The following is a 23923-nucleotide window of genomic DNA, read 5'->3' on the forward strand; positions in this document are numbered from 1 at the left end:
GATCCCCGCCGAGACGTCCTCGGCGGTCATGCCGCCAGCTCGCGCTCCAGCGGAGTGCGCATCCGCGGTGTCACCCGGACCCCGCCCAGCCAGGTCGCACAGCGGCCGGCTGCCTCCTCCACCAGCTCCCGTTCGTCCGACGACACGTCTTCCAGCAGCCGGTGCACGACCTCGCCGCTCGCGCGCTGCGCCCAGCCGCCCACGACGCGGCCGTTCACCCAGACCGTCGGGCCGATGTTGCCCGCGCGGTCGAACAGCGCCGCCCGGTGCTCACCCAGGAACCAGTCGCGGTCCTGCCAGCCCATCGACGTCGGGTCCATGCTCGGCAGCAACGCCGCCCACGGCTCCGGCACGGGCACCGGTTCCAGGTCGTCGGCCAGCACCAGCCCCGGCACGCCCGCCAGATCGACCTCCGCCGTCGCCACCCCGGCCAGGGCGCTCCTGGTCTGGCTGACCGTCCAGCCCGTCCACCACCGCAGGTCCGACACCGGCGCCGGACCGTACGCGCGCAACCACAACCGTGCCAGCTCCGTCCGCGCCGCGTCGGGCTCCCACGACCGCAGGCCGTCCGGAACCCAGTCCCGCAAGGGGTGCCAGACGTACTGCGTGCTCAGCCACGTGCCGCGTGGACGGCCGCGGACGATCCGGCCGTCCGCCGCCAGCTGGAACAACACCCGGCTGGTGACGTTGCCGATCGCCTCGTACGGCTTGCCCTCGAACATCCGCAGTTGCTGGCGCAGCCGTGGCTCTTCATCGGCCAGTTGCGTCGCTGTCGCCGACCCGAGCCTGTGCAGAGCGGCCTCGACGGCGGTTTCGACCTCGGTCAGCCACGTCGCCGGTTCCGGCACGTTCTCCGGGTGTCCCTGCTGCCCGAGTTCTCTCTCCAGCAGCCGCCGTTGCTTCGTCGCGACGTCGGCGGAACAACCGTGCTGCACCAGAGCCGCGGTGTCGAGGTCTGTCACGAACATCGTGCGGCGCATCCCGAGCAGCCGCAAGCAGGTGCGCTCCTGGTACAGCGCGTGCTCGACCTCCGCAACGGCCGGGCGCATGAGCCGTGCGGCCGCTGAGAGGTACACCGTCGCGGGGTCGGTGGCGTGCAGCGCGACGACGCCCTCGATGACCTCTTGGACTGTGGTCGCGGCCGTGGCCAGGTGGTGCCGGACACCGAGACGAGCCCGGCGTTGTCCGACGTCGACCTTCACTGCGGAGACCGTTGCCGTGCGGCGCGGGTGGCAACAGGACGACGGCGGAGATGAGGGTGAGCGACTGGCGGGGTGACGTGGGCGACGTCCATGGGCCCCACATCCGTGCCCGGCGGCACGATCTCGTCGATGCGGTCGAGCACGTCGTCGCCGAGCAGGGTGTCGGCTCCCGCGATCAGGTCGTCGAGCTGGTCCAGGGTGCGCGGGCCGATGATCGCGGACGTGACCGCGGGGTGGGCGGTCACGAAGGCCAGTGCGAGGTGGGGCAACGACACCCCGGCCTCCTCCGCGACCTGTGCGAGTGCTTCGACGGCGTCGAGCTTGCGTTCGTCGGTCAGGTGCTTCCCGGCCCAGTGCAGGCGGCCGGCCGAGGCGGTCTCGGCGCTGCCCTTGCGCAGACGGCCTCCGAGCAGGCCCATCGCCAGCGGGCTCCACACCACGACGCCCAGTCCGTAGCGCTCGCACACCGGGAGCACCTCGCGTTCGATCCCGCGGTTGAGGATCGAGTAGTGCGGCTGCTCCGAGCGGAAGCGGGCCAGCCCGCGCCGCTCGGCCACCCACTGGGCCTCGACGATCTCCGCGGCGGGCAGGTTGGAGTGCCCGATGGCGCGGACCTTGCCCGCTCGCAGCAGGTCGGTCAGCGCGGCGAGCGTCTCCTCGACGTCGGTGCCGGGTTCGGGGTGGTGGACCTGGTGGAGGTCGATGTGGTCGACCCCGAGGCGGCGCAGCGATCCTTCGACGGCGGAGACGATCCAGCGGCGGGAGCTGCCGCGCTGGTTGGGGTCGGTGCCCATGGCGCCGTTGAACTTGGTGGCCAGCACGACCTCGTCGCGGCGGCCGCGCAGGGCCTTCCCGAGGATCGTCTCCGACTCCCCGTCGGGGCCGTAGACGTCGGCGGTGTCGACGACGTTGATGCCGGCGTCAAGGGCGCGGTGCACGATGCGGACGCACTCGTCCTGGTCCGGGTTGCCGTACGAGTTGAGCAGCATCGTGCCCAGCGCGTAGGGACTGACCTGGATGCCGGTGCGGCCGAGCGGACGGGTTCGCATGACTGTTCTCCTGCGTTGACTGCGAGTGGACTTCGTCCCCGGACGCTTCCGATGACAAGGGCACTGTGTCGCAAGTACCGGTCAGCGTTCGTCCTCTACTCGTGCCCACCGGCATGTCACCGGCGGTGATCCGCCGGAGGTGGGCTCAGCTCGACATCATCCGCATCGCGTTCTCGACCACGGCCGCGGGAGCGGAGTCCACCGAACCCGCGTCGTAGGGCGGCTCCGGCGCGTACTCGATGATGAGCTGCACCGTCTGCGCCACGTCGTCGCCCGCGATCAGACCGGCCAGGGTCAACGCCATGTCGATGCCGGCGGACACGCCGGCCGCGGTCGCGTAGTGACCGTCGACGACCACCCGCTCCTTCGAAGGAGTCACACCGAACTCGGCGAGCTGGTCGAGCCCGCCCCAGTGGGTGGTTGCCCTGCGTCCGCCGAGCAGTCCGGCACCCGCGAGCAGGAAGGTGCCGGTGCAGACGGCCGTCGTCCACCTGCTCGTCCGGTCGGTCGTGCGCAGCCACTCCAGCAAGGCGTGGTTGGACATCTGCTCCACCTGGCCCGGGCCTCCGCCGACGAGAACGACGTCGGGTGCCGTGACATCGGCCAGGGTGGCGACGACGTCGATCGACAGGCTCTTCAGGTCGTTGACCACCAGGCCCGGCTTCTCGGCCACGAAGACGACCTCGGTGTCGGGAAGGCGGCCAAGGACCTCATAGGGCCCGAGGACGTCCAAGGAGGTGAAGCCGGGGTAGAGAACGATGGCGACCTGCATGTCGGGACCCTTCAGTCAGACGTTGTGGGCAACGGTAGGTCCGGTCGGTCGCCGTGCCCATGTCGTGCACCCCAACGAATCTGCCATCCGTCCCGGATCAGGCCCGGCTGCGCCGGTACTCCGTGGGCGACACACCGAGCTCGCGCAGGAACGCGCGGCGCATCCCTTCCTGCGTCCCGTACCCGCACCGGCGCGCGATCCGCAGCACCCCTTCCCCGGTGTCCGCCAGCATGCGTTGCGCGGCCTCCAGCCGGATGAGGTCCACGAAGCGGCCCGGTGTCACGCCGGCCTGCTCGGCGAACGCGCGAGCGAACTGACGTGGCGACAGCCCGGCCCTGCCCGCGAGCGCCGGAACGGACAGGTCCGCCGCGAGGTTCGCGGTGGCCCAGTGCTGGACGTCCCGAAGCGGGTCGGAGTACGCGGCCTGGGCCGACAGCTGCGCGCTGAACTGGGCCTGGTTCCCCGGCCTGCGCAGGAACACCACCAGCAGACGGGCGATCTCGTGGGCCACCGCGCGGCCGAAGTCCTCCTCGACCAGGGCGATGGCGAGGTCCACACCCGCGGTGACACCGGCCGACGTGTAGAACGGGCCGTCCTGGACGAAGATCGGTTCGGTCTCCACCCGCACCCGCGGGTGCTTGTCGGCGAGGTGACCGCAAGACTCCCAGTGCGTCGTGGCCCGTCTCCCGTCCAGGAGACCGGCCTCGGCCAGGAGCCACGCCCCCGTGCACACCGACACCACTCGTCGCGAACCGGGAGCCCGCTCACGCAGCCACGCGACGAGCCGCTCGTCGACGTCCCCCACGCCGGGACCGCCCGGCACCAGGAGCAGGTCCGGGGTGTCGGCAGCGGCGAGGTCGAGGTCCGGGACCACCCGCAGGCCGCCGGCCGCGCGGATCGTTCCGCCGCCCAGTGAGGCCGTGCGAACGACGTAGGGCGGGGTGTCCGCTGTTCCGACGCAACGCGCTGCCAACGAGAACACGTCCAGAGGACCCGCGACGTCAAGGGGTTGCACGCCGTCGAACAGGACGACGAGCACCGAGTGGGTGCGTGTTGGGGCAACGCCGCGACGATCGTCCATCACACCGCCGAGGCTACCGAGGACAGGTTCAGCCTCGGCGGGACGTGGCCCACCCCGCCGATCGGCGGGGTCAGGTCCAGCCGGGTAGCGGGGTGTTCCGGACGTCCGGCAGCTGTGCACGGTCCGACGGGCTCACGAAGCTGGGACACGGCAACAGGTTCGATCCGTTCGTCCCAGGAGGAGAGCTTCTCATGTTCAATCGGATGCTGAGCGCCTTCGGCATCGGTGGCCCGTCCGTCGACACCGTGCTGGACTCGCCGCACGCCGTGCCCGGTCAGCCCGTCACCGGGCAGGTGCGCATCCAGGGCGGCAGTGCCGACGCCGACATCGGCCAGGTCGTGCTGTCGCTGGTGGCGCAGGTCGAGCGGGGTGGGTTCGCCTTCGCCCGCGACGACGAGCACGGTGGCGCGGAGTTCTTCCGGGCGGTGGTGCAGCAGGGTGTGCGGGTGCCCGCGGGGCAGCTGGTGGCGGTGCCGTTCCAGCTGGAGCTGCCGTGGGAGACGCCGATCACCGCGGTCGGCGGTGCGGCGCTGCCCGGGATGGGGGTGGGACTGCGGACCGAGCTCGTCGTCGCGGGTGCGCCCGACAAGGGTGATCTCGACCCGGTCCTGGTCGGTCCGCTGCCGTCGCAGAACAAGGTGCTGGACGCGTTCGGGCAGCTCGGGTTCTCGTTCCGCGGTGCGGGTGTGGAGAACGGGCGGCTGCCCGGTGTGCCGCACGAGCTCGGCTTCTACCAGGAGCTGGAGTTCTTCCCGCCGGGGCGGTTCGCGGGCCGGGTGAGCCAGGTCGAGCTGACCTTCGTCGCCACCGCGCACGAGCTGCACGTGGTGCTCGAAGCCGACCGGCGGCGGGGCGGGTTCTCGATCGCCGGCGACACCTCCGGGCACCTGCGGGTCTCCCACCAGGAAGCGCTGGTCACCGACTGGGTGGCCGCGATCAGCGGCTGGTTGGCGCAGGTCGCCGAGCGCGGGGCGAACCCGGCGTTCGGTGGTGGCGCCCAGAACCCCGCCTTCGGTGGTGCGCAGAACCCCGCGTTCAGCGGGCAACCCGGGCACCACCCCGCCTTCGGCCCCCCGACCGGGTACGGCGGGCAGCAGGGCTACCGCGGCCGTGGTCACGACGACGACCACCACTACCACCAGCAGGACCAGCGGCGCGGAGCCGGCATGGGCGGCATGCTCGCCGCCGGTGCGGCCGGTGCCGCGGGCGGTGTGCTCGGCGGCATGGCGTTGAGCGGCATGGCCGAGGAGTTCTTCGGCGGCGACGACGAGGGATGACCGTCCACTGCGGACGGTTCCGGTCGGCCGGGCGGTTCCGGCCGACCGGCGGGGTGCGCACCGCGACCTGACAGGTGGTCCGCCACCGGGCCGCACCGAAAAGGTGGCTGTGTGAAACAGCTGCCACCACAGGACATCTCCACCGCCCACCAGCCCGGCACACCGGTCACACCCTCGACGGCACGGCTGGTCGGGGTGGACCTGGCCCGCGCACTGGCCGTCTTCGGCATGTACGTCGTGCACCTCGGCCCGGCCGCAGACGCCACGTCCGGCATCGGTATCTGGGTGCGCCACCTGGCAGAGGGCCGGTCCTCGGCGCTGTTCGCCACCCTGGCCGGGTTCTCGCTGGTGCTGCTCGCCGGTCGCCTGGAACCCAGGACCGGTGTGGCCGGACGGCAGGCCAAGGCCCGCATCGCGATCAGGGCCGTGGTCCTGCTGGCGCTGGGCACGGTGATGGCCACCGTCTACGGCGGCGTGGTGATCCTCGCCTTCTACGGTCTCTACTTCCTGCTCGCCCTTCCGCTGGTGCGGTTGCGCGCCCGCACGCTCGCGATCGTCGCGGCCGCGCTCGCCGTCGTCCTGCCGCCGCTGGCGCTGGGGCTCCGGTCGCTGCTGAGCGACCCGGTCTCGGCCGCGCTCAAGGCCCACGACCCGCTCGACCGCGTCGGTGGTGTCGGGGTGCTCGACCTCCTGCTCACCGGCTTCTACCCGGCGCTCCCCTGGATGGCGTTCGTCGTCTCCGGCATGGCGCTGGGCCGGCTGGACCTGTCCTCGGGCACCGTGCGGCGCCGGCTGGCCGTGTTCGGTCCCGCCCTGGCCGTGTTCGCCTACGGCACCTCCTGGCTGATGTCGCAGCTGTTCGACGGCGTCCGGTCGGCTGCGGAGGTGCAGCGTCCCTCTGTCGCAGGGAAGGCGGGACCGGAGGACCTCGGCGCCGACGCCGTCGGGTCGGCGTGGTCGTTGCTCACGGCAGGTCCGCACAGCGGCATGCCGCTCGACGTCATCGGCTGCGTCGGAGTCGCGATCACCGTGGTCGTCGGCGCGACGGTGCTGCTCGACCGCCTGCCGCTGCTGCGCCGCCTGGCCACGCCGGTCATCGCGGTCGGGACGATGTCGCTGACCGCCTACGTCGGGCACTTCGTCCTGTCGCCACAACCGGCCGGGGCATCGGGAAGCACCGGCGCCGAGTCCACGGCGTCCTGGGTGCCGGTGCTCGTGTTCGTCGTCGGCGTCACGGTGTTCGCCGGCGTCTGGTCGCGGTTCTTCCGCAGGGGACCGCTGGAGCACCTGCTCCACCTCGCCACCACACTGGCGAAGCACGTCCGCTGAGCCGGCTCCCCCGAACCGACTCCCCTGCGCCGGCTCCCCTCCGCCGACCGGCTGGTCGCGCCCGCCGGTCGGCGGAGGGGCCCGGCCGGTCCCCGGATGGCGCGCTCGCACGACTCCTGGGGACACTGCACGGACAGTATCCACAAAGGAGCGGTGCATGATCCGGGTGGTCGTTGTGGACGACGAGGAGCTGGTGCGGACGGGGTTCCGCCTCATCCTGCAGGCGGCGGGGGACATCGAGGTGGTCGCGACCACGACCGGGGCGCAGGCGGTGCGGGAGATCGGCCTGCGGAAGCCGGACGTCGTGCTGCTCGACATCCGGATGCCGGACGTCGACGGCCTCACGGTCCTGCGCCAGTTGCAGGGCCTCAAGCCGCCACCGGTGGTGGCGATGCTCACGACGTTCGACTCCGACGAGTACATCGCCACGGCGTTGCGGACCGGTGCGGCCGGGTTCGTGCTCAAGGACACCGGGCCCGAGCAGCTGGCCCAGATGGTCCGCACGCTCGCCTGCGGCGGTGTGGTCCTGTCCCCCAAGGTGACCCGCACGGTCGTCGACGGGTACCTGGGCTCCGGTTCGGGCTCGCCGGCCTCCGAGCAGGTCGGCCTGCTCACCGAACGCGAACGCGCGGTGCTCGTGCTGATCGCCGAGGGGCTGTCCAACACCGACATCGGCGCGCAGCTCCACCTCAGCGTCGGCACGGTGAAGGACCACGTCAGCGCCATCCTCACGAAGCTGCGCGTGGGCAGCAGGGTGCAGGCGGCCCTGGTGGCGCAGCGCGCCGGCCTGCTCGACGGGACCGAGCGGTGAGCCGCCGCCCGCCCCGGTGGCTGGTCGACGCGGCGGCGCTCGCACTCGCGGTGGCCGAGGGGGTGCTCACCATGGTCAGCGAGGAGGACCCGGGCGGGATCGTCACCATCGCGGTCGCCGTCGCCGCCCTCCTGCTCGTCCACCGCGTCCCGGTGCCCGCCTTCCTGGCGACGCTGCCGGCGGTGCTCTTCCCCGGAGCGATCGTCCCCACGATCATCGCGCTGTACGTGGTCTCGAGCCGCTACCGCGACTGGTGGCTGCTCGCGGGGTGCTGGCTGCTCGCCGCGGCCGGTTTCGCGTTCCCCATGTCGGAGTTCGCTCCGACCATCTGGGACACCTACACCCTGCTCGGCGTCATCTACGCCACGATGACCGCGTTCGCACCGGTCCTGCTCGGCCAGTTCCTGCGGTCCCGGCACGAGCTGGCGCTGCGGCTGGAGGAGGTCAAGGAAGCCCGTGAGCACGAGCGGCGGCTCGACGCCGAGGCGATCCTGGCCCGCGAACGCAACCAGCTCGCCCGCGAGATGCACGACGTGGTCTCCCACCAGGTCAGCCTGATCGCGGTGCAGGCCGGGGCGCTCCAGGTCAGCACCCCCGACCCGGAGGCGAGGAAGGCCGCCGAGAACGTGCGCCTGCTGTCGGTGAACACGCTCGACGAGCTGCGGCACATGGTGAACCTGCTGCGGGCCTCCGGTACCCCGGCCACCGAGCTCACCCCGCAGCCCACGCTGACCGACCTGGAGCGCCTCATCGCGAACAGCGCGATCGACGCCCGCATGGTCGGCACCGCACCCGAGGGCCTCGAACCGCCGGTGCAGCGCGCCATCTACCGCACCATCCAGGAAGCGCTGACCAACGTGCGCAAGCACGCGCCCGGCGCCGGTGCCACCGTCGAGATCAGCCACGACGACACCGACCTCACCGTGACCGTCACCAACACCCCGCCCACGCGGCCGCACCTCGCGCTGCCCAGCGCACGGCACGGCCTGGTCGGGCTGCGGGAGCGCGCCGCCCTGCTGGACGGCACGCTCCACACCGGCCCCACCGCCGACGGCGGCTTCCGGCTGCGGCTGAGCCTGCCGGTCACCGCCCGCGGCTGAGCCTGCCGCCGGGTCAGCCGCTGAGCAGCTGCGTGGTGGCGAACTCCGCGTACAGCGGATCTTGACCGACCAGCTCGTCGTGGGTGCCGGTGGCCCGCACCGTTCCGCCGTCCAGCACGACGATCCGGTCGGCCTGGGTCACCGTCGACAGCCGGTGCGCCACCACGAGCACCGTCGTGGTCTTCGCGACGGCGGTGACCACGTCCCTGATCGCCATCTCGTTCGCGGCGTCGAGCTGCGAGGTGATCTCGTCGAGCAGCAGCAACCGCGGCCGGGTGATCAGCGCGCGAGCGAGCGCGACCCGTTGCCGTTCACCGCCGGACAGGAAGGTGCCGCGGTGCCCGACCGGGGTGTCGAGCCCGTCCGGCAACCGCTCGACGAGCGCGTCGAGGCGGGTGTGCGCGACCACGTCGCGGATCTCCTGCTCGGTCGCGTCCTGGCGGCCGTAGACGATGTTCTCGCGCAACGACCCGGACAGCAGCGGTGCGTCCTGCTCGACGTACCCGATGCCCGCGCGCAGCTCGGCGAGGTCCCAGTCCGCGAGGTCGCGGCCGTCGAGGCGGATGCGGCCGGAGTCCGGCTCGTAGAACCTCTCGATCAACGCGAACAGCGTGGACTTCCCGGCACCGGACGGGCCGACGAACGCGGTCAGGCCCACCGGCGGAACCTCGACGTCCACGCCGCGCAGGACCTCCGGCAGGTCCGGGCCGTACCGGAACCGCACGCCGGAGAAGCTCACGCGGGCCGCACCCGGTGCCGCGGCGGTGGTGCCCGTGCCGACCGGTTCGGTCTGCAGCTGCTCGACCTCGCCCAGCCTGCGCACCGCGGCGAGTCCGATCTGCAGCTTGCTGCCGGCGTGCAGCAGCTGCCCGATCGGCTCTTCGAGGAAGAACAGGAACAGCAGGAAGGCCACCAGGGTGGACAGCGGGATCGCCCCGGTCGCGACGCGAGCACCACCGACACCGAGCACGGCGAGGAACGACGCCTGCACCGCAAGGCCGTTGAAGCCGTGCACCAGCGCCTCCCACCGCGCCGACCGCACACCGGCACGCCACGCGTCCTGCGCACCCCGCTCGATGGCGGCGAGCTCCACGGCCTCGGTACCCGCGGCCTTCACGGTCCGGAAAGCCCCGAGCACGCGCTCCAGCCGCGCGCCCGTCTCCCCGACAGCGCTCTGAGCGGCGTGGGAGGCCTTCTCGATCATCGGCATCCCGGCGAGGGCGAGCAGCCCCACCACGGCGAGCACGGCCAGGGTGATGCCGAGCAGGACGAGGTCCATCACCCCCATCATCACGACCATCACGACGGTCGTCGCCGACCCCGTGACGAGCCCGACCAGAGCGTGGGTGCAGACCTCGCGCAGCAACGTCGTGTCGCCGGTGAACCGGGACAGCAGGTCACCGGGCTCGGCGCGCTGCACCGCGGGCACCCGCAACGACAGCAACCGCGCGGCCAGCCGTTTCCTGGCCCCGAGCACGACCGACTCCGCGGCACGTTCGAGCAGGTAACCGCCGGCCATCGCGATCACGGCACCGGCCAGCGCGATGCCGACGAGCAACGCCAGCAGCCCGGCAACCCCCTCCCCCGAGCCCAGCCGGTCCACCAGCGCTTTGGCCGCCAACGGCAGCGCGGCGGCGGCGAGACCGCTCAGCAGGACGAGGAACCCTCCACAGAGGATGGTGCGCCGCTGTGGTTCGGCATACCCCAGGAGGGTTCGCCAGGTCGTGCGGTCGATCAGGGTGCGCACGGTGACACGACTCCGTTTGTTGTGGCTGTGTGGGTGGTCCGGGCAGGCGGAAGCGCCACCGCGGACCGGCTCCACCATCGTCACGCCCCGGTGCACCGTGCGGCACCGGTGACGCGGCTGGGTGCACCGGTCAGATGGCTGGACAACGCCCGTCACCTGGGGGGTGAGCAAACCCGTTGGGATCGCGCGTCCTGGGCTTTGGAGCTTCCGGATGTCGTGCAGCAGCACAAAATCCTGCCCGGTTGTCAAGCCGCAGCCATAGCCGTTGATGAACTCGTCATAGGCGGACACGATGAACCGATCGGCCGCCTCGTTGGTCTTTTTCGTCCCGGTCGCTACGACAAACGAGTAATTTTCTCGGTTTTCCGGTTTGAGTGGACACACGGGCGGCGGGACCGGCGATAGTTCCGGGGGGAGTCGGCAGACCCCGCGCCGAGCGGTCGAGGAGACGACGTGCACACGAGGCTGCGGCAGTACTCGGTCCTGGTGTCGGTGGTGGCGGTGGTCTCCTCGGCGGTCACGGCCACCGGCGTGCCGGTAGCGGCCGCTCCCCGCGACCTGCCGGCCAGGACGGAGGTGGCGGCACCCCGCGCGGCGGCACCCCTCGTCGACCCACCACCCGGTCCCGCGACCTACGCGTACGACGCGCTCGGACGGGTCGCCGGCGTGGTCGGCGCCGACGGCTCGGTCGCGCGGTACACCTACGACCCGGCGGGCAACCCGTTGTCGGTCGAGCGGCTCGGCACGCCGGCCGTCGCGGTCCTGTCGACCGTGCCCGGCATCGTGCGTCCCGGTGACGCGATGGTGGTGTCCGGCAAGGGCTTCGGCACCACCGCGGCGGCCAACACCGTGAAGGTCAACGGTGTCACGGCGACGGTCAAGACGGCCGCCGCCGACCGGCTGACGGTCACCGTGCCGACGTCGGCGACGACCGGCGCGGTCACCGTGACCACGTCGACCGGCACCGGCACCGGCCCGGTGGTCACCGTCGTCCGCAACGACAAGCCGACCGTCACCGACGTCACGCCGAAGATCGCCGCCGCCGGGTCGACCGTCACCGTCACCACGACCAACTCCGACCCCGAGTTCGCCAACAACCTGGTGCGGGTCAACGGGATGCTGGCCGCGGTCACCGCACGCTCCGGCGGCTCCCTCACCGTCCGGATTCCGCCGGGTGCCGCGACCGGCACCGTGTCGCTCAGCACCCCGGCCGGCACCGGCACCAGCTCGGCCGTGCTGGTCGTGCCGCCCACCGGCATCGACCCGGCGAGCATCGACACCGCCGCGGCCATCACCGCGGGCACCGCGACCCAGGTGCCGGTGGCGGCGCGCAAGTGGGCGGTGCGGTACTTCTCAGCCGCCGACGGGGACCGGTTCGCCTTCTCGCTCAGCGACGGCACCTTCGGCTCCTGCGGCCTGTACGCCCGCGTCCACGACGAGCGCAACCGGCAGACCGCCACCGGCAGCTGCGTCGGCACCGGCGGCTGGATCGACACCGGCCCCACGAGCGGTCCCGGGCTGCGCACGATCTTCCTGCGCAACGACACCGACACCGCCGGCACCACCACGGTGACCGTGCGGAAGGTGCCGGCCGACCTCAACGCCGGCGCGCAGTCCCTGTCCGGCACCGCGAAGACGGTGACGGTCGCCAACCCCGGCCAGAACGCCTACACGACGTTCTCCGGCACGGCGGGCGGCCGCGTCATCATCCAGACCACCAACGCGTCGTCGCAGTTCGGCTGCTGCGGCCTGTACTGGTGGCTCGTCGCACCGGACGGCACCCGAGTCGGCGACACCAAGTACCCCAACGACACCCTCGACACGACCACCCTGCCGCAGACCGGCACCTACCGCGTCTTCCTCGATCCGGGTGGCGCCAACACCGGGTCGGTCACGGTCAGCGCGTGGTCGGTCCCGGCGGACCTCAACGCGGGCACCCAGCCGCTCGACGGCACCGCGAAGACCGTCACCTTCACCAAGCCCGGCCAGAACGCGTACACGACCTTCGCCGGCACGGCCGGGAACCGGGTCACCGTCCAGTCCACGAACGCGTCGTCGCAGTTCGGCTGCTGCGGCCTGTACTGGTGGCTCGTCGCACCGGACGGCACCCGCGTCGGCGACACGAAGTACGCCAACGACACCCTCGACACGATCACGCTCCCCCAGACCGGCACCTACCGGATCGTGGCCGACCCGTCGTCGGTGCTGATCGGCTCGGTCACGTTCACCGCGTGGACGGTGCCCGCCGACCTCAACGCGGGCACGCTGACCCTCGACGGCACGGCCAAGACCGTCACGATCTCCAGCGCCGGCCAGGACGCCTACGTCACGTTCTCGGCCACGACGGGTCAGCGCGTGCTGTTCCAGTCCCTCGACACGTCCGCCAACCTGGGCTGCTGCGGCGCGACCTGGCAGGTGATCGCGCCGGACGGCACGCGTTTGTCCGACGAGTACATGAACTCCACTGTGGACACGCGCACGCTGCCCCAGACCGGCACGTACAAGATCTGGTTCGGCCCGCGCGGCACCAACACCGGCTCCACGACGTTCAAGGCGTGGACCGTGCCCGCGGACCTCAACGCCGGCACCTTGACGCTCGACGGCACCGGCAAGACCGTCTCGATCACAAACCCGGGCCAGGACGGTTACGTCACCTTCTCCGCGACCGCGGGCCAGCGGGTGATCTTCCAGTCCCTCGACACGTCGGCCAACCTGGGCTGCTGCGGCGCCGCCTGGCAGGTCTTCGCACCCGACGGCACGCGGATCTCCGACGAGTACATGAACTCCACCGTCGACACCAAGACGTTGACGCAGACCGGAACCTACAAGATCTCCTTCGGCCCCTACGCCGCCAACACCGGCTCCACCACGTTCAAAGCGTGGACCGTGCCCGCCGACCTCAACGCCGGCACCCTCACGCTCGACGGCACCGGCAAGACCGTCTCCATCACCAGCCCCGGCCAGGAGGGCTACGTCACCTTCTCCGGCACCGCCGGGCAGCGCGTGATCTTCCAGTCCCTCGACACGTCCGCGAACCTGGGCTGCTGCGGCGCCGCGTGGCAGGTGTTCGCCCCGGACGGCACCCGCATGTCGGACGAGTACATGAACTCCACGGTGGACACGAAGACGTTGCCGCAGAACGGAACCTACAAGATCTCCTTCGGCCCCTACGGCACCAACACCGGCTCGACCACGTTCAAGGCGTGGACCGTCCCGGCGGACGTCAACGCGGGCACGATCACCCTCGACGGCACGGGCAAGACCATCTCCATCACCAACCCGGGCCAGGACGGCTACGTCACCTTCTCCGGCACCACGGGCCAGCGAGTGATCTTCCAGTCCACCGACACGTCGGCCAACCTGGGTTGCTGTGGCGCCGCGTGGCAGGTGTTCGCCCCGGACGGCACGCGAATGTCCGACGAGTACATGAACTCCACCGTCGACACCAAGACGTTGTCGCAGACCGGGACCTACAAGATCTCCTTCGGGCCGTACGGCACCAACACCGGCTCGACGACCTTCAAGGCGTGGACCGTCCCGGCCGACCTCGACGCGGGCACGATCACCCTCGACGGCACCGCGAAGACCGTCACGGTCACCAACCCCGGCCAGGACGCCTTCGTCACCTTCTCCGGCACGGCCGGCCAGGCCGTGACCATCGGGTCCAGCAACACCTCCGGCTCGCTGGGCTGCTGCGGCGCGGCCTGGCAGATCATCGCGCCGGACGGACAGCGGTTGACCGACCAGTACATGAACACCGAGGTCACCGGACGCACGTTGCCGCAGACCGGCACGTACAAGGTGTGGTTCGGCCCGTACGGCATCAACACCGGCGCCACGACCTTCACCGCGCGGACCGCCACCGCCCTCGCCGCGGCGGTCGCACCACCGGCTGAGCAGGCCAAGCAGAACGAGCGGACCGAGCAGGCTCCGGCGGCCACGGCCGTCGCCGAACCGAAGCACGAGACCAGGACCAAGCCCCAGCTCCTGCCGGCGCGGCTGCGGGACGACTCGCTGCGGGTCGACCCCGACCCGGCCTCCCCGAACGCCGCGACGCTGGTCCGCGACGACCGGCTCGACGCGGCCTGGACGCCGGACGCGGGCAACCTCGACGGCCGTGACTGGCTGACGCGGCGCGGCCCGGCCACACCGGTGACCGACCTGACCGCGCCCAAGGGCGTCACCGCGATCAGCGGGCACGTGCTCGGGCTCGACGGCAGGCCGCTGGCCGGCATCCCGGTGCGCGTCGACTCGATCCGCACCACCACCGACGCGAGCGGCCGGTTCCTCCTGTCCGGTGTCCGCGCCAACGCGACCATGATCGTGGTCGACGGGTACGCGGCGGCCACCGGCAAGAGCAGGTACGGCACGTTCCGCATCCACGCCAGGGTCGAGCGGGGCAGGACGACGCCGCTGGACGCGCCGGTGTGGCTGCCCAAGCTGGACATGGCGCACACGGTCAAGCTCGCCGCGCCGACCGCGAACGACACGGTCCTGACCACGCCGGCCATCCCCGGCCTCGAGGTCCACATCCCGGCCGGCACCGTCGTGCGCGACATGGACGGCAAGGTCGTCACGGAGCTGGGCATCACCGCCATCCCGATCGACCGGCCGCCCTACCCGTTGCCGCGCAACGGAATCGTGCCGACGTTCTTCACCGTCCAGCCGGGCGGGGCGACGATCTTCCCGGACGGCGCGAGCGTGGTGTACCCGAATTACACCAAGCTGCCCGCCGGCACCGTCGTCGACTTCTGGAACTACGACCCGGCCGAGAAGCAGTGGTACGTCTACGGCCACGGCAAGGTCAACGCGGACGCCAGCCGGGTGATCCCGGACGAGAAGACCAAGCTGTGGACCCTCGACGGCGCGATGTTCAACACCGGCGGCAACCCGAAGCCGGACAAGCCGTGGTGGCAGGACCTGCTCGACAAGCTCTCCGGTGACCCGGTCGACCTGTCCACCGGTCTGCTGACCGACACCCACACCGATCTCGGCCTCGACGACACGGTGCCGATCGCGCTGAACCGGCAGTACTGGCAGGGCGACAACCACAGCCGCGACTTCGGGCTGAACTCCGGCGCCGACCACAACATGTACCTGGCCTCCGAACAGCAGTACCAGGAGGTCGACCTCTACACCCCGGGCGGCGGGCGCGCGCACTACGTCCGCACCTCGCCCGGCACCGGCTACGGCGACGCGGTGTTCGCCGCGGTCGGCTCCCCCGGCCGCTACACCGGCTCCACCATCGCGCAGGAGAACGGCGACTGGGTGCTGACCCTGCGGGACGGCACCAAGTGGTTCTTCCCCTGGTACAGCAGGCCGCGTGCCATGCGTGACCGCAACGGCAACGAGGTCACGTTCGTGCGGCCGAGCGGCGCCAACGGCGAGGTCACCCAGATCGTCTCGCCCAACGGCCGCTGGATCGGGCTGGAGTACGACGCCTCGGCCCGCGTGATCAGGGCCAGCGACAACATCGGCCGCCAGGTCGGCTACACCTACGACACGGCGGGCCGGCTCGCGACCGTCACCGACCCGGCGGGCAAGGTCACCACCTACACCTACGACACCGCGAACCGGGTCACCGGCATCACCGACGGGCGCGGCAACACCTACCTGAGCGTCGCCTACGACGCGAACGGCAGGGTGTCGCGGCAGGACATCGCCGACGGCGGCTCCTTCACCTTCGCCTACACCCTCGACGCGCAGAACCAGGTCACCGAGACCAGGGTGACCCAGCCGAACGGGTCGGTGCGGCGGGTGACCTTCACCGCCACCGGGATGGTCGCCACCGACACCACCGCCTTCGGCACGTCGCTGGCGCGGACCACCACCTACGAACGCGGTGCAGGCAACCGGCTCGACGCCGTGGTCGACCCGTACGGCCGGCGCGCCGAGTACACCTACGACGCCGCAGACCGGGTGGTGAAGGCGACCGGCCTCGCGGACACCGCGGGCGAGTACACCTCGGCCGAGGCCACCTGGGGGCCGTACGACCAGCCGACGACCACCAAGGACGCGGCCGGGCGCACCAGCACCTTCACCTACGACGCGAAGGGCAACCTGCTCACCGCGACCGACCCGCTCGGCCGCACCACGACCACCACCCGCACGTCGGCGGGGCAGGTCGCGACCCTGCGCGACCCCGCGGGCGCGACCACCACGTTCACCTGGGAGTCCGGCACGCTGACCGGGGTGCGCGACGCGCTCGGCCGCACCGCGACGACCTTCCACGACGCGGCCGGCCGGCCGGTGCTGTGGACCGACGCGGCGGGGGCGCGCAAGCTCGTCGCCTACGACGCGCTGAACAACCCGGTGAAGGTCACCGACGCGCTCGGCGGCGTCAGCACGTTCACCTACGACGCCAACGGCAACCGGACCGCCTACACCGACCCGCGTGGCAAGACGACCTCGTGGACCTACGACAAGGCCGACAGGGCGGTCACCCGCGTCGACCCGTTCAACCGCACCGACACCACCACCTACGACGGCACCGGCCGGGTCACCGCGACGGTCAGCCGCGCCGGGCTGCGCACCGAGATGACCTACGACCAGCTCAACCGGCCGACGAGCATCAGGTACGGGGTGACCGGCGCCGGCACGCAGCAGTCGAAGATCACCTACGGCTACGACGCCCTGGACCGGCTCACCACGCTCACCGACACGGCGGGCGGCACCACCAGCCAGACCTGGGACTCGTTCGACCGGCTCGCCACCACCACCGGACCCAACGGCACGGTCGGCTACACCTACGACGTCCTCGGCCGCACGACCGGTGTCACGGTGCCGGGGCTGCCCGCCACCACCTACACCTACGACAACGCCGACCAGCTCACCGGCGCGACCCGCGGTGGCGACACGGTCACCGTGACGCGGGACGCGGCCGGGCGGGCCAGTGCGGTCGCGTTGCCGGGCGGCTGGCGGCAGGCCTTCACCCGGGACGCGATCGGGCAGGTCACCGGCATCGCCTACAGCCACAACGGCACCGCCAAGGGCGACCTCGGCTACACCTACGACGCGGTGAGCAGGCGGACCTCGGTCACCGGCTCGCTCGCGAATGTGGCGCTGCCGGCCGCCAGGTCGGACCTGGCCTACGACAACGGCAACCGGCTGGTCTCCGCCGGTGGCACGGCGCTGACCTACGACAACGACGGCAACCTGCTCTCCGACGGCACCACCACCTACACGTGGAACGCGCGCGGCGAGCTGACCGGCACCAGCCGGTCCGGGCTGACCAGCACCAACGTCTACGGCCCCACCGGGGTCCGGGACACCCGCACGGTCGGCTCGGCCACCACCCGGTTCGTCTACGACGGCGCCAACGCCGCGGCCGAGCTCGACGCCGCGGGCACGTTGTCGGCCGGGCTGCTCGCCATGGGCACCGACAAGTGGGCGGGGCGGGCCAAGGCGGGCATCACCGACAGCGTCCTGACCGACGGGCTCGGGTCGCCGCTGGCGCTCGGGCGAGCGGACGGGACGCTGGCCGCGACCCAGTCCTACGACCCGTTCGGCGTGCCGGCCACCACCGGTGACGCCCGCGGCTCGGACCTGTCGTTCACCGGGCGGCAGGACGACGGCACCGGCCTGCTCCAGTACCGCGAGCGCTACTACAGCCCCGCGCTGGGCCGGTTCATCTCCGAGGACCCGATCGGCTACCAGGGCGGCGGCAACCTCTACGCCTACGTCGGCAACTCGCCGGCCAACGCCACCGACCCGAACGGCACCAACCCGCTGCTGCTCGGCTGCCTCGGCGGGGCCGCGATGGACGCGGCGATGGACTACGCCGGGCAGCGCCTGTCCGGGCGCAAGGTCGACTGGGGCTGGGGCGGCGTCGGCGGTGCCGCCGCGGCCGGCTGCCTCGGCGGGATGCTCGGCGCCGGGATCGGCAAGTGGCTGTCGAAGGCCGCGGACATGCGCGACATCCAGAACGGGTGGAAGGCGGCGAACGGGAAGGGCTGGCAGCGCGGTCAGGACATCTACTCCAAGACCGCGGCGGGCAACGACCCGGCCTGGTCGACCGTGCGGTCACGGTACTGGAAGAACGCCGCGGAGCACCCCAGCGCGAGCCGGCAGTGGTCCGACGCCGACCTCGCCAGGATGCGGTCCGGGCAACCGCCCACTCGCTACAATCCCGACAAGGGCGGCATGGAGTCGATGGAGCTGTCCCACGAGCCGATCCCCATGCGCGACGGCGGCAAGCGGGTCGTGCCGCGCTGGCCGCAGGACCACGCGGCCAGGGACCCGTTCCGGCACCCCGGGTACTGACGAGGGACTGTGATGGCCAAGAAGCTGGGCGAGTTGTTCGCCGAGGGGCGGGGTGCGCCCCTCGACGTGGCCGGGCAGCGCGTGACGATGACCTACGAGCTGCCCGACCCCGCCGACGGCCAGACCCTGCGGATCGCGTTCACCGGCGCCCGCCGGGACCGGCGGGAGGGTCTGGTGGTCAAGGCCAGGGGCGGGGTGCTGGAGGTCAACGGCCAGCGGCTCGCCGAAGTGGTGCTGTGGACCGACACCGCACCGCCGCTGGTCGAGCTGACCGTGCGCCGGTCAGGGCGCGGGGCGCTGCTGGTGCGGATGTGGAACACCTGGGTCGACGACGCCGGCGTCGACCAGGCGTGGGTCGGCAACGCGGGGATCGTCGTGGAGGAGACCGGCGACGGGGCGGTGCTGCGGTGCAGCGACGGCTACGACGACCCCTCGTTCGACGACCTCGTGGTCGCGGTCGCCCGGTGATCGACCGCCGCGACCTGCTGGTCGGCGCCGGCCTCGGCACGCTGCTGGCGTGCCTGGGCCTGTCCGGCTGCGGCACACCGGGCACCGACCCGCCCGGCACCCACCCGGTGCTGCGCACCCCGCGTCCGGCCGGGGCGCTGGCCCTGCTGCGGGCACGGGGGACGGACGCCAGGGCGCGGTTGCTCGGCGTGCGCGGCGACGACGTGATGGTCGGCCTCGGCCCGACGCTCGCGGACGTGCCCGTGATGCCCGACTTCCCCGGCGAGACCCTGGACCGCGACCGGTCCCGCACCGACGCGTTCGTCCAGGTCGAGGGGGACGACCGGGACGACTGCGCGGACCGGCTGGCCGAGGTGCTCGCCGAGCTGCCCGGCCTCACGCCGGTGTGGACGGTGCCGGTCCACCGCGACGTCGCCCCGCCGCTGGACGGCAAACCCCTGCAGCGCAACCCGTTCGGCTTCGTCGAGGGGCAGACCAACGAGCAGTCGGTGCTGCTGCCCGACGGCGACACCCTCGCCGCGCTGCGCGTCATCCGGCTGGCCCACCCGCTGTGGGACGCCGACAGCGCCGAGGCGCAGGCCAGGATCATCGGCCGCCACCCGGACGGGACCTGGCTCGACGGCACCCCGCCCGGCCGCGTCCCCGACTACGCCGGCGACCCGGACGGTGTGGCGATCCCGCTGAACTCGCACGTGCGCGCCATGAACCCGCGCACCGGGGACACCCCGGCGCCGCGCATGCTGCGCCGGTCGTGGATCTACCAGGAGACCCCTGCCGAGACCGGTGTGGTGTTCATGGCGTTCCAGTCGTCCTTCGAGGACGGCTTCGCCCGCGCACAGTCCCGCCTGGCCTCGGACGCGCTGCACCCGTACCTGCTGACCACGGCGGGCGGGTACTACCGGGTGCCCGCCTGACCCCGGTCCTCGCGTTCTCCCCCGCGCGAGCGGTGCCGTTCCGGTGGCTGCGGTGAGAAGACACCGCTTTCGGGCGTTTCATCCCGGTTGCGCCTGTGAAAGGCGTTCCTGAGTGGATCATCCGATGGTTGAACGGGGTGGTCTTGGGCAACATCACCCGCATGGCATCGGTTGCACTGGCTCGGCACGTGTGGCAACGAGCGGCCGCGGTGGTCCTGGTCCTGGTGTCGGTGGGCGGTTGCCAGTGGCCGCGCGACGCCGACGGCACCTTGGACCGGGTGCGGGAGGGCACGCTCCGGGTCGGGGTCGCGCACCGCCCGCCGTGGACGATCACGGACGGGAACCAGGCACCGGGCGGTGCCGAGACGGTCCTGGTGCAGCGCTTGGCCGACAGCCTGGGCGCGCGCGTGCAGTGGGTGTCCGGCGGTGAGGCCGAGCTCATGACCGCGCTGTCCGAACGCAGCCTCGACCTCGTCGTCGCGGGGCTGGACGCCGAGTCGCCCTGGGAGAAGGACGTCGCACTGACCACCGACTACCTCACCACGGACATGGTCGTCGCCGTGCCCGCGGGAGCAGCGGCTGACATCACGGGGCAACGGGTGCTGGTGCGGGAAGGCAGCGCCGAGGCCGCGCTGCTGTCCGACGAAGACGCGACCGCCGTCCCCGTCGCCGACGTTCCCGAACGCCCCGGCGGTGCCGCTGTCGTCCCGGACTGGCGGGTGGACGCGGCCGGCCTGACCGACTCCGGCATCCACCTGTCCAGTGCCGATCACGTCATGGCGGTGCCCGCCGGCGAGAACGCCTGGCAGAGCACGGTCGAGCGGTTCCTGCTGGACCTGAAGCCCGACGAGGTGCGCCGGCTGCTGCTCGACGCCCGCCGTGAGGGGGCGTGACATGGCCGCGATCCACGACAGCTTCGAGCTTCCGCCCGACAAGGCGGCGCTGCACCGCCGGGCCGTGCGCCTGGAATGGTGGACGGTCGCGTTCTTCGTCGTGGCCATCACCGTGCTGGCCGTCGTGCTGGGCCAGTCGCAGGCCATGAAAGCGGCCTGGGTGGAGGACATCCTCGCTCTCGCGCCGCCCATCGCGTTCCTGGTCGCCGATCGCTACCGCAACCGGCCCGTCGACGAGGAACACCCCTATGGGCATCACCGTTCGGTGGCCATCGCGTTCCTGGCCTCCGCCTTGGCACTGCTGATCCTCGGCGGCTACATCCTCGTCGAGTCCGTGCTGCGGCTCGTGCAGGGCGAGCGCCCGCCGATCGGGTTGATCGAGGTCTTCGACCACGCGGTGTGGCTGGGGTGGCCGATGATCGCCGTCCTGCTGGCCACCATGGTCCCCGCGATCCTGCTCGGCCGCGCCAAGACGAAGCTGGCCGCACAACTGCACGACAAGGTCCTGCACGCCGACGCGGAGATGAACCGCGCGGACTGGCTCACCGCCGGCGCCGCCGTCCTCGGCATCCTCGGCATCGGCGCCGGGCTGTGGTGGGCCGACGCCGTCGCCGCGATCATCATCTCCGCCGACATCGTCCGCGACGGCCTGCGCACCACCCGCACCGCCGTCGCCGACCTGATGGACCGCCGGCCCCGCACCGTCACCGACGACCAACCGCACCCCCTGCCCGCCCAGCTCACCGCACTCGCCCTGGACCAGCCCTGGGTCACCGACGCCTGGATCCGGCTGCGGGAAGAAGGCCACGTGTTCGTCGGCGAAATGCTCGTCGTACCCCGGCCCGGCACCGACGACCTCGTCGACCGCCTCGACCGGCTCAGCCACCGGCTGCGCGACGCCGACTGGCGCATGCACGACATCGCCGTCATGCCCGTGCGCGAGATCCGCCGGTGACCCGGCATCCGCACGCCGCGTGCAACGCCGATCTTGAACATGCGGCCGGGAACTGTCAGGACGACGAGAGGCAGCGCCGCACCGCATCGGCCACCGCACCGGGATCGTCCAACTGCACCATGTGCGACGCTTCTGGCACGATGCGATGAAGGCCATGAGCGGAAAGGGAGGCCATCGATCCGTGGGCGGTGAGGATGTGCAACGCCGACCTCGCGCCGCCCAGCGTCCCTCCCGCCGTGAGCACCTGCCACGGCACGTCCGGCAACGGGTGCGTGCGCAACGCGTCCACCTCCGCGACCAAAGCGGGATAACCGGCGAGCTCTTCGACCACGGCGGCGGTGGCCGGTGGCCTGCCGAAGAGCCGGAGCAGCGGACCGGCGCAGCGTGCGGCCGGTCCTGCGGCGCCCACCCGGAGCAGGGCCTGCGCGAACACGGCGGAGAGGTCGAACGGGCGGTCGACTCCGGGCGGGACAAGGCTGGGGTCCACGAGCACCGCGCCGCGCACGCGTTCCGGGCGCAACCGCGCGTACGCCTCCACGTGCAGGCCGGCGAGCGAGTGCCCGACCAGCACGGCCGGGGCTCCGGCGACGTCGAGGACCGCGTCCAGCACCGCCACCTCGCGCCGGGCCGACGGGGGTTCGGACGACGGGGTGCTCGCGCCGGTGCCGGGCCGGTCGAAGCGCAGCACCCGCGCGGACGGGGTGAGCAGGCGGGTCACGGCGTCCCAGTCGGCGACAGCGCCGGCCAGGCCCGAGGTGAGCACCACCGGCGGCGCGTCCGCCGGTCCGTCCACCAGCAGGTGCAGGGTCGATCCCACGACGTTGGCCACGGGACACAGCATGGCGCAAGGATGAGGCGAGCGTGATGCGGGAACTGTCGTCCCGCCGGCCGCACGGGTGGTTGGTCGCTGCCGCGGTCCTGTACTCGTGCTGGCTGCTGGAGCTGGTCCTGCCGACCGGGTTGTCCTCAGTGGACAGCTACGTGAGCGAGCTGCTCGCCGACGACCAGCCGTACCGGTGGCTGTTCCGCGTCACCGACTCGCTGGCCGCCTGCTGCCTGCTGCTCGCCGCCCGCGGGATGCGCGGACGACTGGTCGTCGCCGCTGTGCTCGTCTTCGCGGGCGCGACCCTCGCCGACACCGCGCTCGCCCTGGACTGCGCGCCGAGCGTGGACATGGTGTGCCGCGCCCGGGAGAGCAGCGGGTCGGTGTCGCTCGGACATCAGTTGCACCAGGTGACGAGCGTGCTGACGTTCCTCAGCGCACTGGTTGCCGCCGTGGGTTTCGCACGGAGCACACGCTGGTGGAGCGCCTGGGTGGTGGCGGTGCTGCTGGCCGTGACGGGGGTGTTGTCCGCGGTGCTGGTCAACCACCCCGGTGCCGGTCTGGTGCAGCGTGTCCAGCTGCTGACCGTCGCGACAGGACTGCTGCTCGGGGCACGGGCGTCGGCCCGGTGGGCTCGCACCGGGCCGGCTGCCCCGCCGCGCGAGCCGCGGTGACACGGGTCATGCCATCACGGCGCCGCCAGGCCACGCTGGTCGTCTGCTTCGCGCTCGCGGTCTGCCTGCTCGCAGGCGCGTGGTGGCTGAGCACCCGGCACCGGCCGACGGGTTCGTCGTCGGGGACCTCGGTCTCGTGCATCACGGCGCAGGACGAGAAGGACGACCACTGCGGGCGGGTCGCGGCCGACATCGCCCGGCGCACGCCCCTCACCTCCGCGCAGCGCACCGCCGCTGAACAGGTCTACAACAACGTTCAGCGCGCCATGTCGGTCGACTCGCGCTGCAGTTCCGCGCCGAACGACAGGTGCGTCGTGCCCTCCAGGCGTCCACCGGTCACCGACGACGCGGATCGCCGCCGCACGGCCCTGGAACGGGCCGGGTTCGTGAACAGCGTGGTGCGCATCGCCCGCCCGGACGACCCCGCGCCTTCCGGGACCCTGCTCTACGCGGTGCCCGTCGCGGCGAACGCCTGCCTCGTCGGGTACGTCACGAGCGTGCCGGGTGGAGGGGGCGGGAGCTTCCTGGGAGGGCTCCTGCCCCACGGCCGGTGCCTCGACGACTAG

Annotated in this window: 17 protein-coding genes; 11 read left to right on the top strand and 6 right to left on the bottom strand. The window is 72.1% G+C overall.

Annotated elements, in window-relative coordinates; translation table 11 throughout:
* Window positions 1–26 precede the first annotated feature (26 nt).
* The 4 genes from ACZ7CF_RS37045 to ACZ7CF_RS37060 all read right to left on the bottom strand — a co-directional run bounded on the left by ACZ7CF_RS37045 (window position 27) and on the right by ACZ7CF_RS37060 (window position 4104).
* A complete protein-coding gene (locus ACZ7CF_RS37045; protein ID WP_470371974.1) occupies window positions 27–1202 on the bottom strand; it encodes a winged helix DNA-binding domain-containing protein in 1176 nt (391 codons plus the stop codon).
* The gene (locus ACZ7CF_RS37050) at window positions 1199–2251 is read right to left on the bottom strand and encodes an aldo/keto reductase (protein WP_470371975.1); all 1053 of its coding nucleotides are present in this window, start codon (window positions 2249–2251) and stop codon (window positions 1199–1201) included. Before ACZ7CF_RS37050 ends, ACZ7CF_RS37045 begins: the two co-directional genes overlap by 4 nt.
* A gap of 145 nt (window positions 2252–2396) precedes the next feature.
* A complete protein-coding gene (locus ACZ7CF_RS37055) occupies window positions 2397–3023 on the bottom strand; it encodes a DJ-1/PfpI family protein (protein WP_360388445.1) in 627 nt (208 codons plus the stop codon).
* Window positions 3024–3120: 97 nt separating this feature from the next.
* Complete coding sequence (locus ACZ7CF_RS37060; RefSeq protein ID WP_470372019.1) at window positions 3121–4104, bottom strand: GlxA family transcriptional regulator; 984 nt, start codon at window positions 4102–4104, stop codon at window positions 3121–3123.
* Between the two features lie 191 nt (window positions 4105–4295).
* On the opposite strand from ACZ7CF_RS37060, the gene ACZ7CF_RS37065 reads away from it, so the two are divergent.
* The 4 genes from ACZ7CF_RS37065 (at window position 4296) to ACZ7CF_RS37080 (ending at window position 8621) form a co-directional block, all read left to right on the top strand.
* On the top strand, window positions 4296–5381 hold the full coding sequence (locus tag ACZ7CF_RS37065; RefSeq protein WP_470371976.1) for a sporulation protein: 1086 nt from the start codon (window positions 4296–4298) through the stop codon (window positions 5379–5381).
* 111 nt (window positions 5382–5492) lie between these two features.
* Window positions 5493–6710 carry a heparan-alpha-glucosaminide N-acetyltransferase domain-containing protein gene (locus tag ACZ7CF_RS37070; RefSeq protein ID WP_470371977.1) on the top strand — a complete coding sequence of 406 codons (1218 nt, stop codon included), beginning with the start codon at window positions 5493–5495 and terminating at the stop codon, window positions 6708–6710.
* Window positions 6711–6867: 157 nt separating this feature from the next.
* A complete protein-coding gene (locus tag ACZ7CF_RS37075; protein ID WP_360388454.1) occupies window positions 6868–7521 on the top strand; it encodes a response regulator transcription factor in 654 nt (217 codons plus the stop codon).
* Window positions 7518–8621: a sensor histidine kinase gene (locus ACZ7CF_RS37080; protein WP_360388457.1), complete on the top strand. Its 1104-nt coding sequence runs from the start codon at window positions 7518–7520 to the stop codon at window positions 8619–8621. The genes ACZ7CF_RS37075 and ACZ7CF_RS37080 overlap by 4 nt, the downstream gene beginning before the upstream one ends.
* 13 nt (window positions 8622–8634) lie before the next feature.
* Here ACZ7CF_RS37080 and ACZ7CF_RS37085 read toward each other — a convergent pair whose 3' ends face one another.
* A complete protein-coding gene (locus ACZ7CF_RS37085; RefSeq protein ID WP_470371978.1) occupies window positions 8635–10368 on the bottom strand; it encodes an ABC transporter ATP-binding protein in 1734 nt (577 codons plus the stop codon).
* 453 nt (window positions 10369–10821) lie between these two features.
* Between ACZ7CF_RS37085 and ACZ7CF_RS37090 the strand changes: the two genes are divergently transcribed.
* The 5 genes from ACZ7CF_RS37090 to ACZ7CF_RS37110 all read left to right on the top strand — a co-directional run bounded on the left by ACZ7CF_RS37090 (window position 10822) and on the right by ACZ7CF_RS37110 (window position 21860).
* A complete protein-coding gene (locus ACZ7CF_RS37090; protein WP_470371979.1) occupies window positions 10822–18630 on the top strand; it encodes an RHS repeat-associated core domain-containing protein in 7809 nt (2602 codons plus the stop codon).
* A gap of 12 nt (window positions 18631–18642) precedes the next feature.
* A complete protein-coding gene (locus tag ACZ7CF_RS37095; RefSeq protein WP_458432079.1) occupies window positions 18643–19098 on the top strand; it encodes a hypothetical protein in 456 nt (151 codons plus the stop codon).
* Entirely contained in the window at window positions 19095–20012 is a 918-nt protein-coding gene (locus tag ACZ7CF_RS37100; protein ID WP_360388468.1) for a Dyp-type peroxidase, read from the top strand. The genes ACZ7CF_RS37095 and ACZ7CF_RS37100 overlap by 4 nt, the downstream gene beginning before the upstream one ends.
* Before the next feature lie 161 nt (window positions 20013–20173).
* Complete coding sequence (locus tag ACZ7CF_RS37105) at window positions 20174–20905, top strand: substrate-binding periplasmic protein (protein ID WP_360388471.1); 732 nt, start codon at window positions 20174–20176, stop codon at window positions 20903–20905.
* 1 nt (window position 20906) lies between these two features.
* Entirely contained in the window at window positions 20907–21860 is a 954-nt protein-coding gene (locus tag ACZ7CF_RS37110; protein WP_470371980.1) for a cation diffusion facilitator family transporter, read from the top strand.
* 55 nt (window positions 21861–21915) lie between these two features.
* Here the strand turns inward: ACZ7CF_RS37110 and ACZ7CF_RS37115 are convergent, their stop codons facing one another.
* Entirely contained in the window at window positions 21916–22701 is a 786-nt protein-coding gene (locus tag ACZ7CF_RS37115; RefSeq protein WP_470371981.1) for an alpha/beta fold hydrolase, read from the bottom strand.
* Between the two features lie 23 nt (window positions 22702–22724).
* Here ACZ7CF_RS37115 and ACZ7CF_RS37120 point away from each other — a divergent pair, with 23 nt between their 5' ends.
* Together ACZ7CF_RS37120 and ACZ7CF_RS37125 are read left to right on the top strand one after the other, a co-directional pair.
* Window positions 22725–23357 (top strand): DUF998 domain-containing protein, encoded by a 633-nt coding sequence (locus tag ACZ7CF_RS37120; protein WP_470372020.1) that lies wholly within the window; start codon window positions 22725–22727, stop codon window positions 23355–23357.
* An 8-nt stretch (window positions 23358–23365) separates the two neighbouring features.
* On the top strand, window positions 23366–23923 hold the full coding sequence (locus ACZ7CF_RS37125; RefSeq protein WP_470371982.1) for a hypothetical protein: 558 nt from the start codon (window positions 23366–23368) through the stop codon (window positions 23921–23923).

The sequence above is a fragment of the Lentzea sp. NPDC036955 genome (assembly GCF_055608005.1).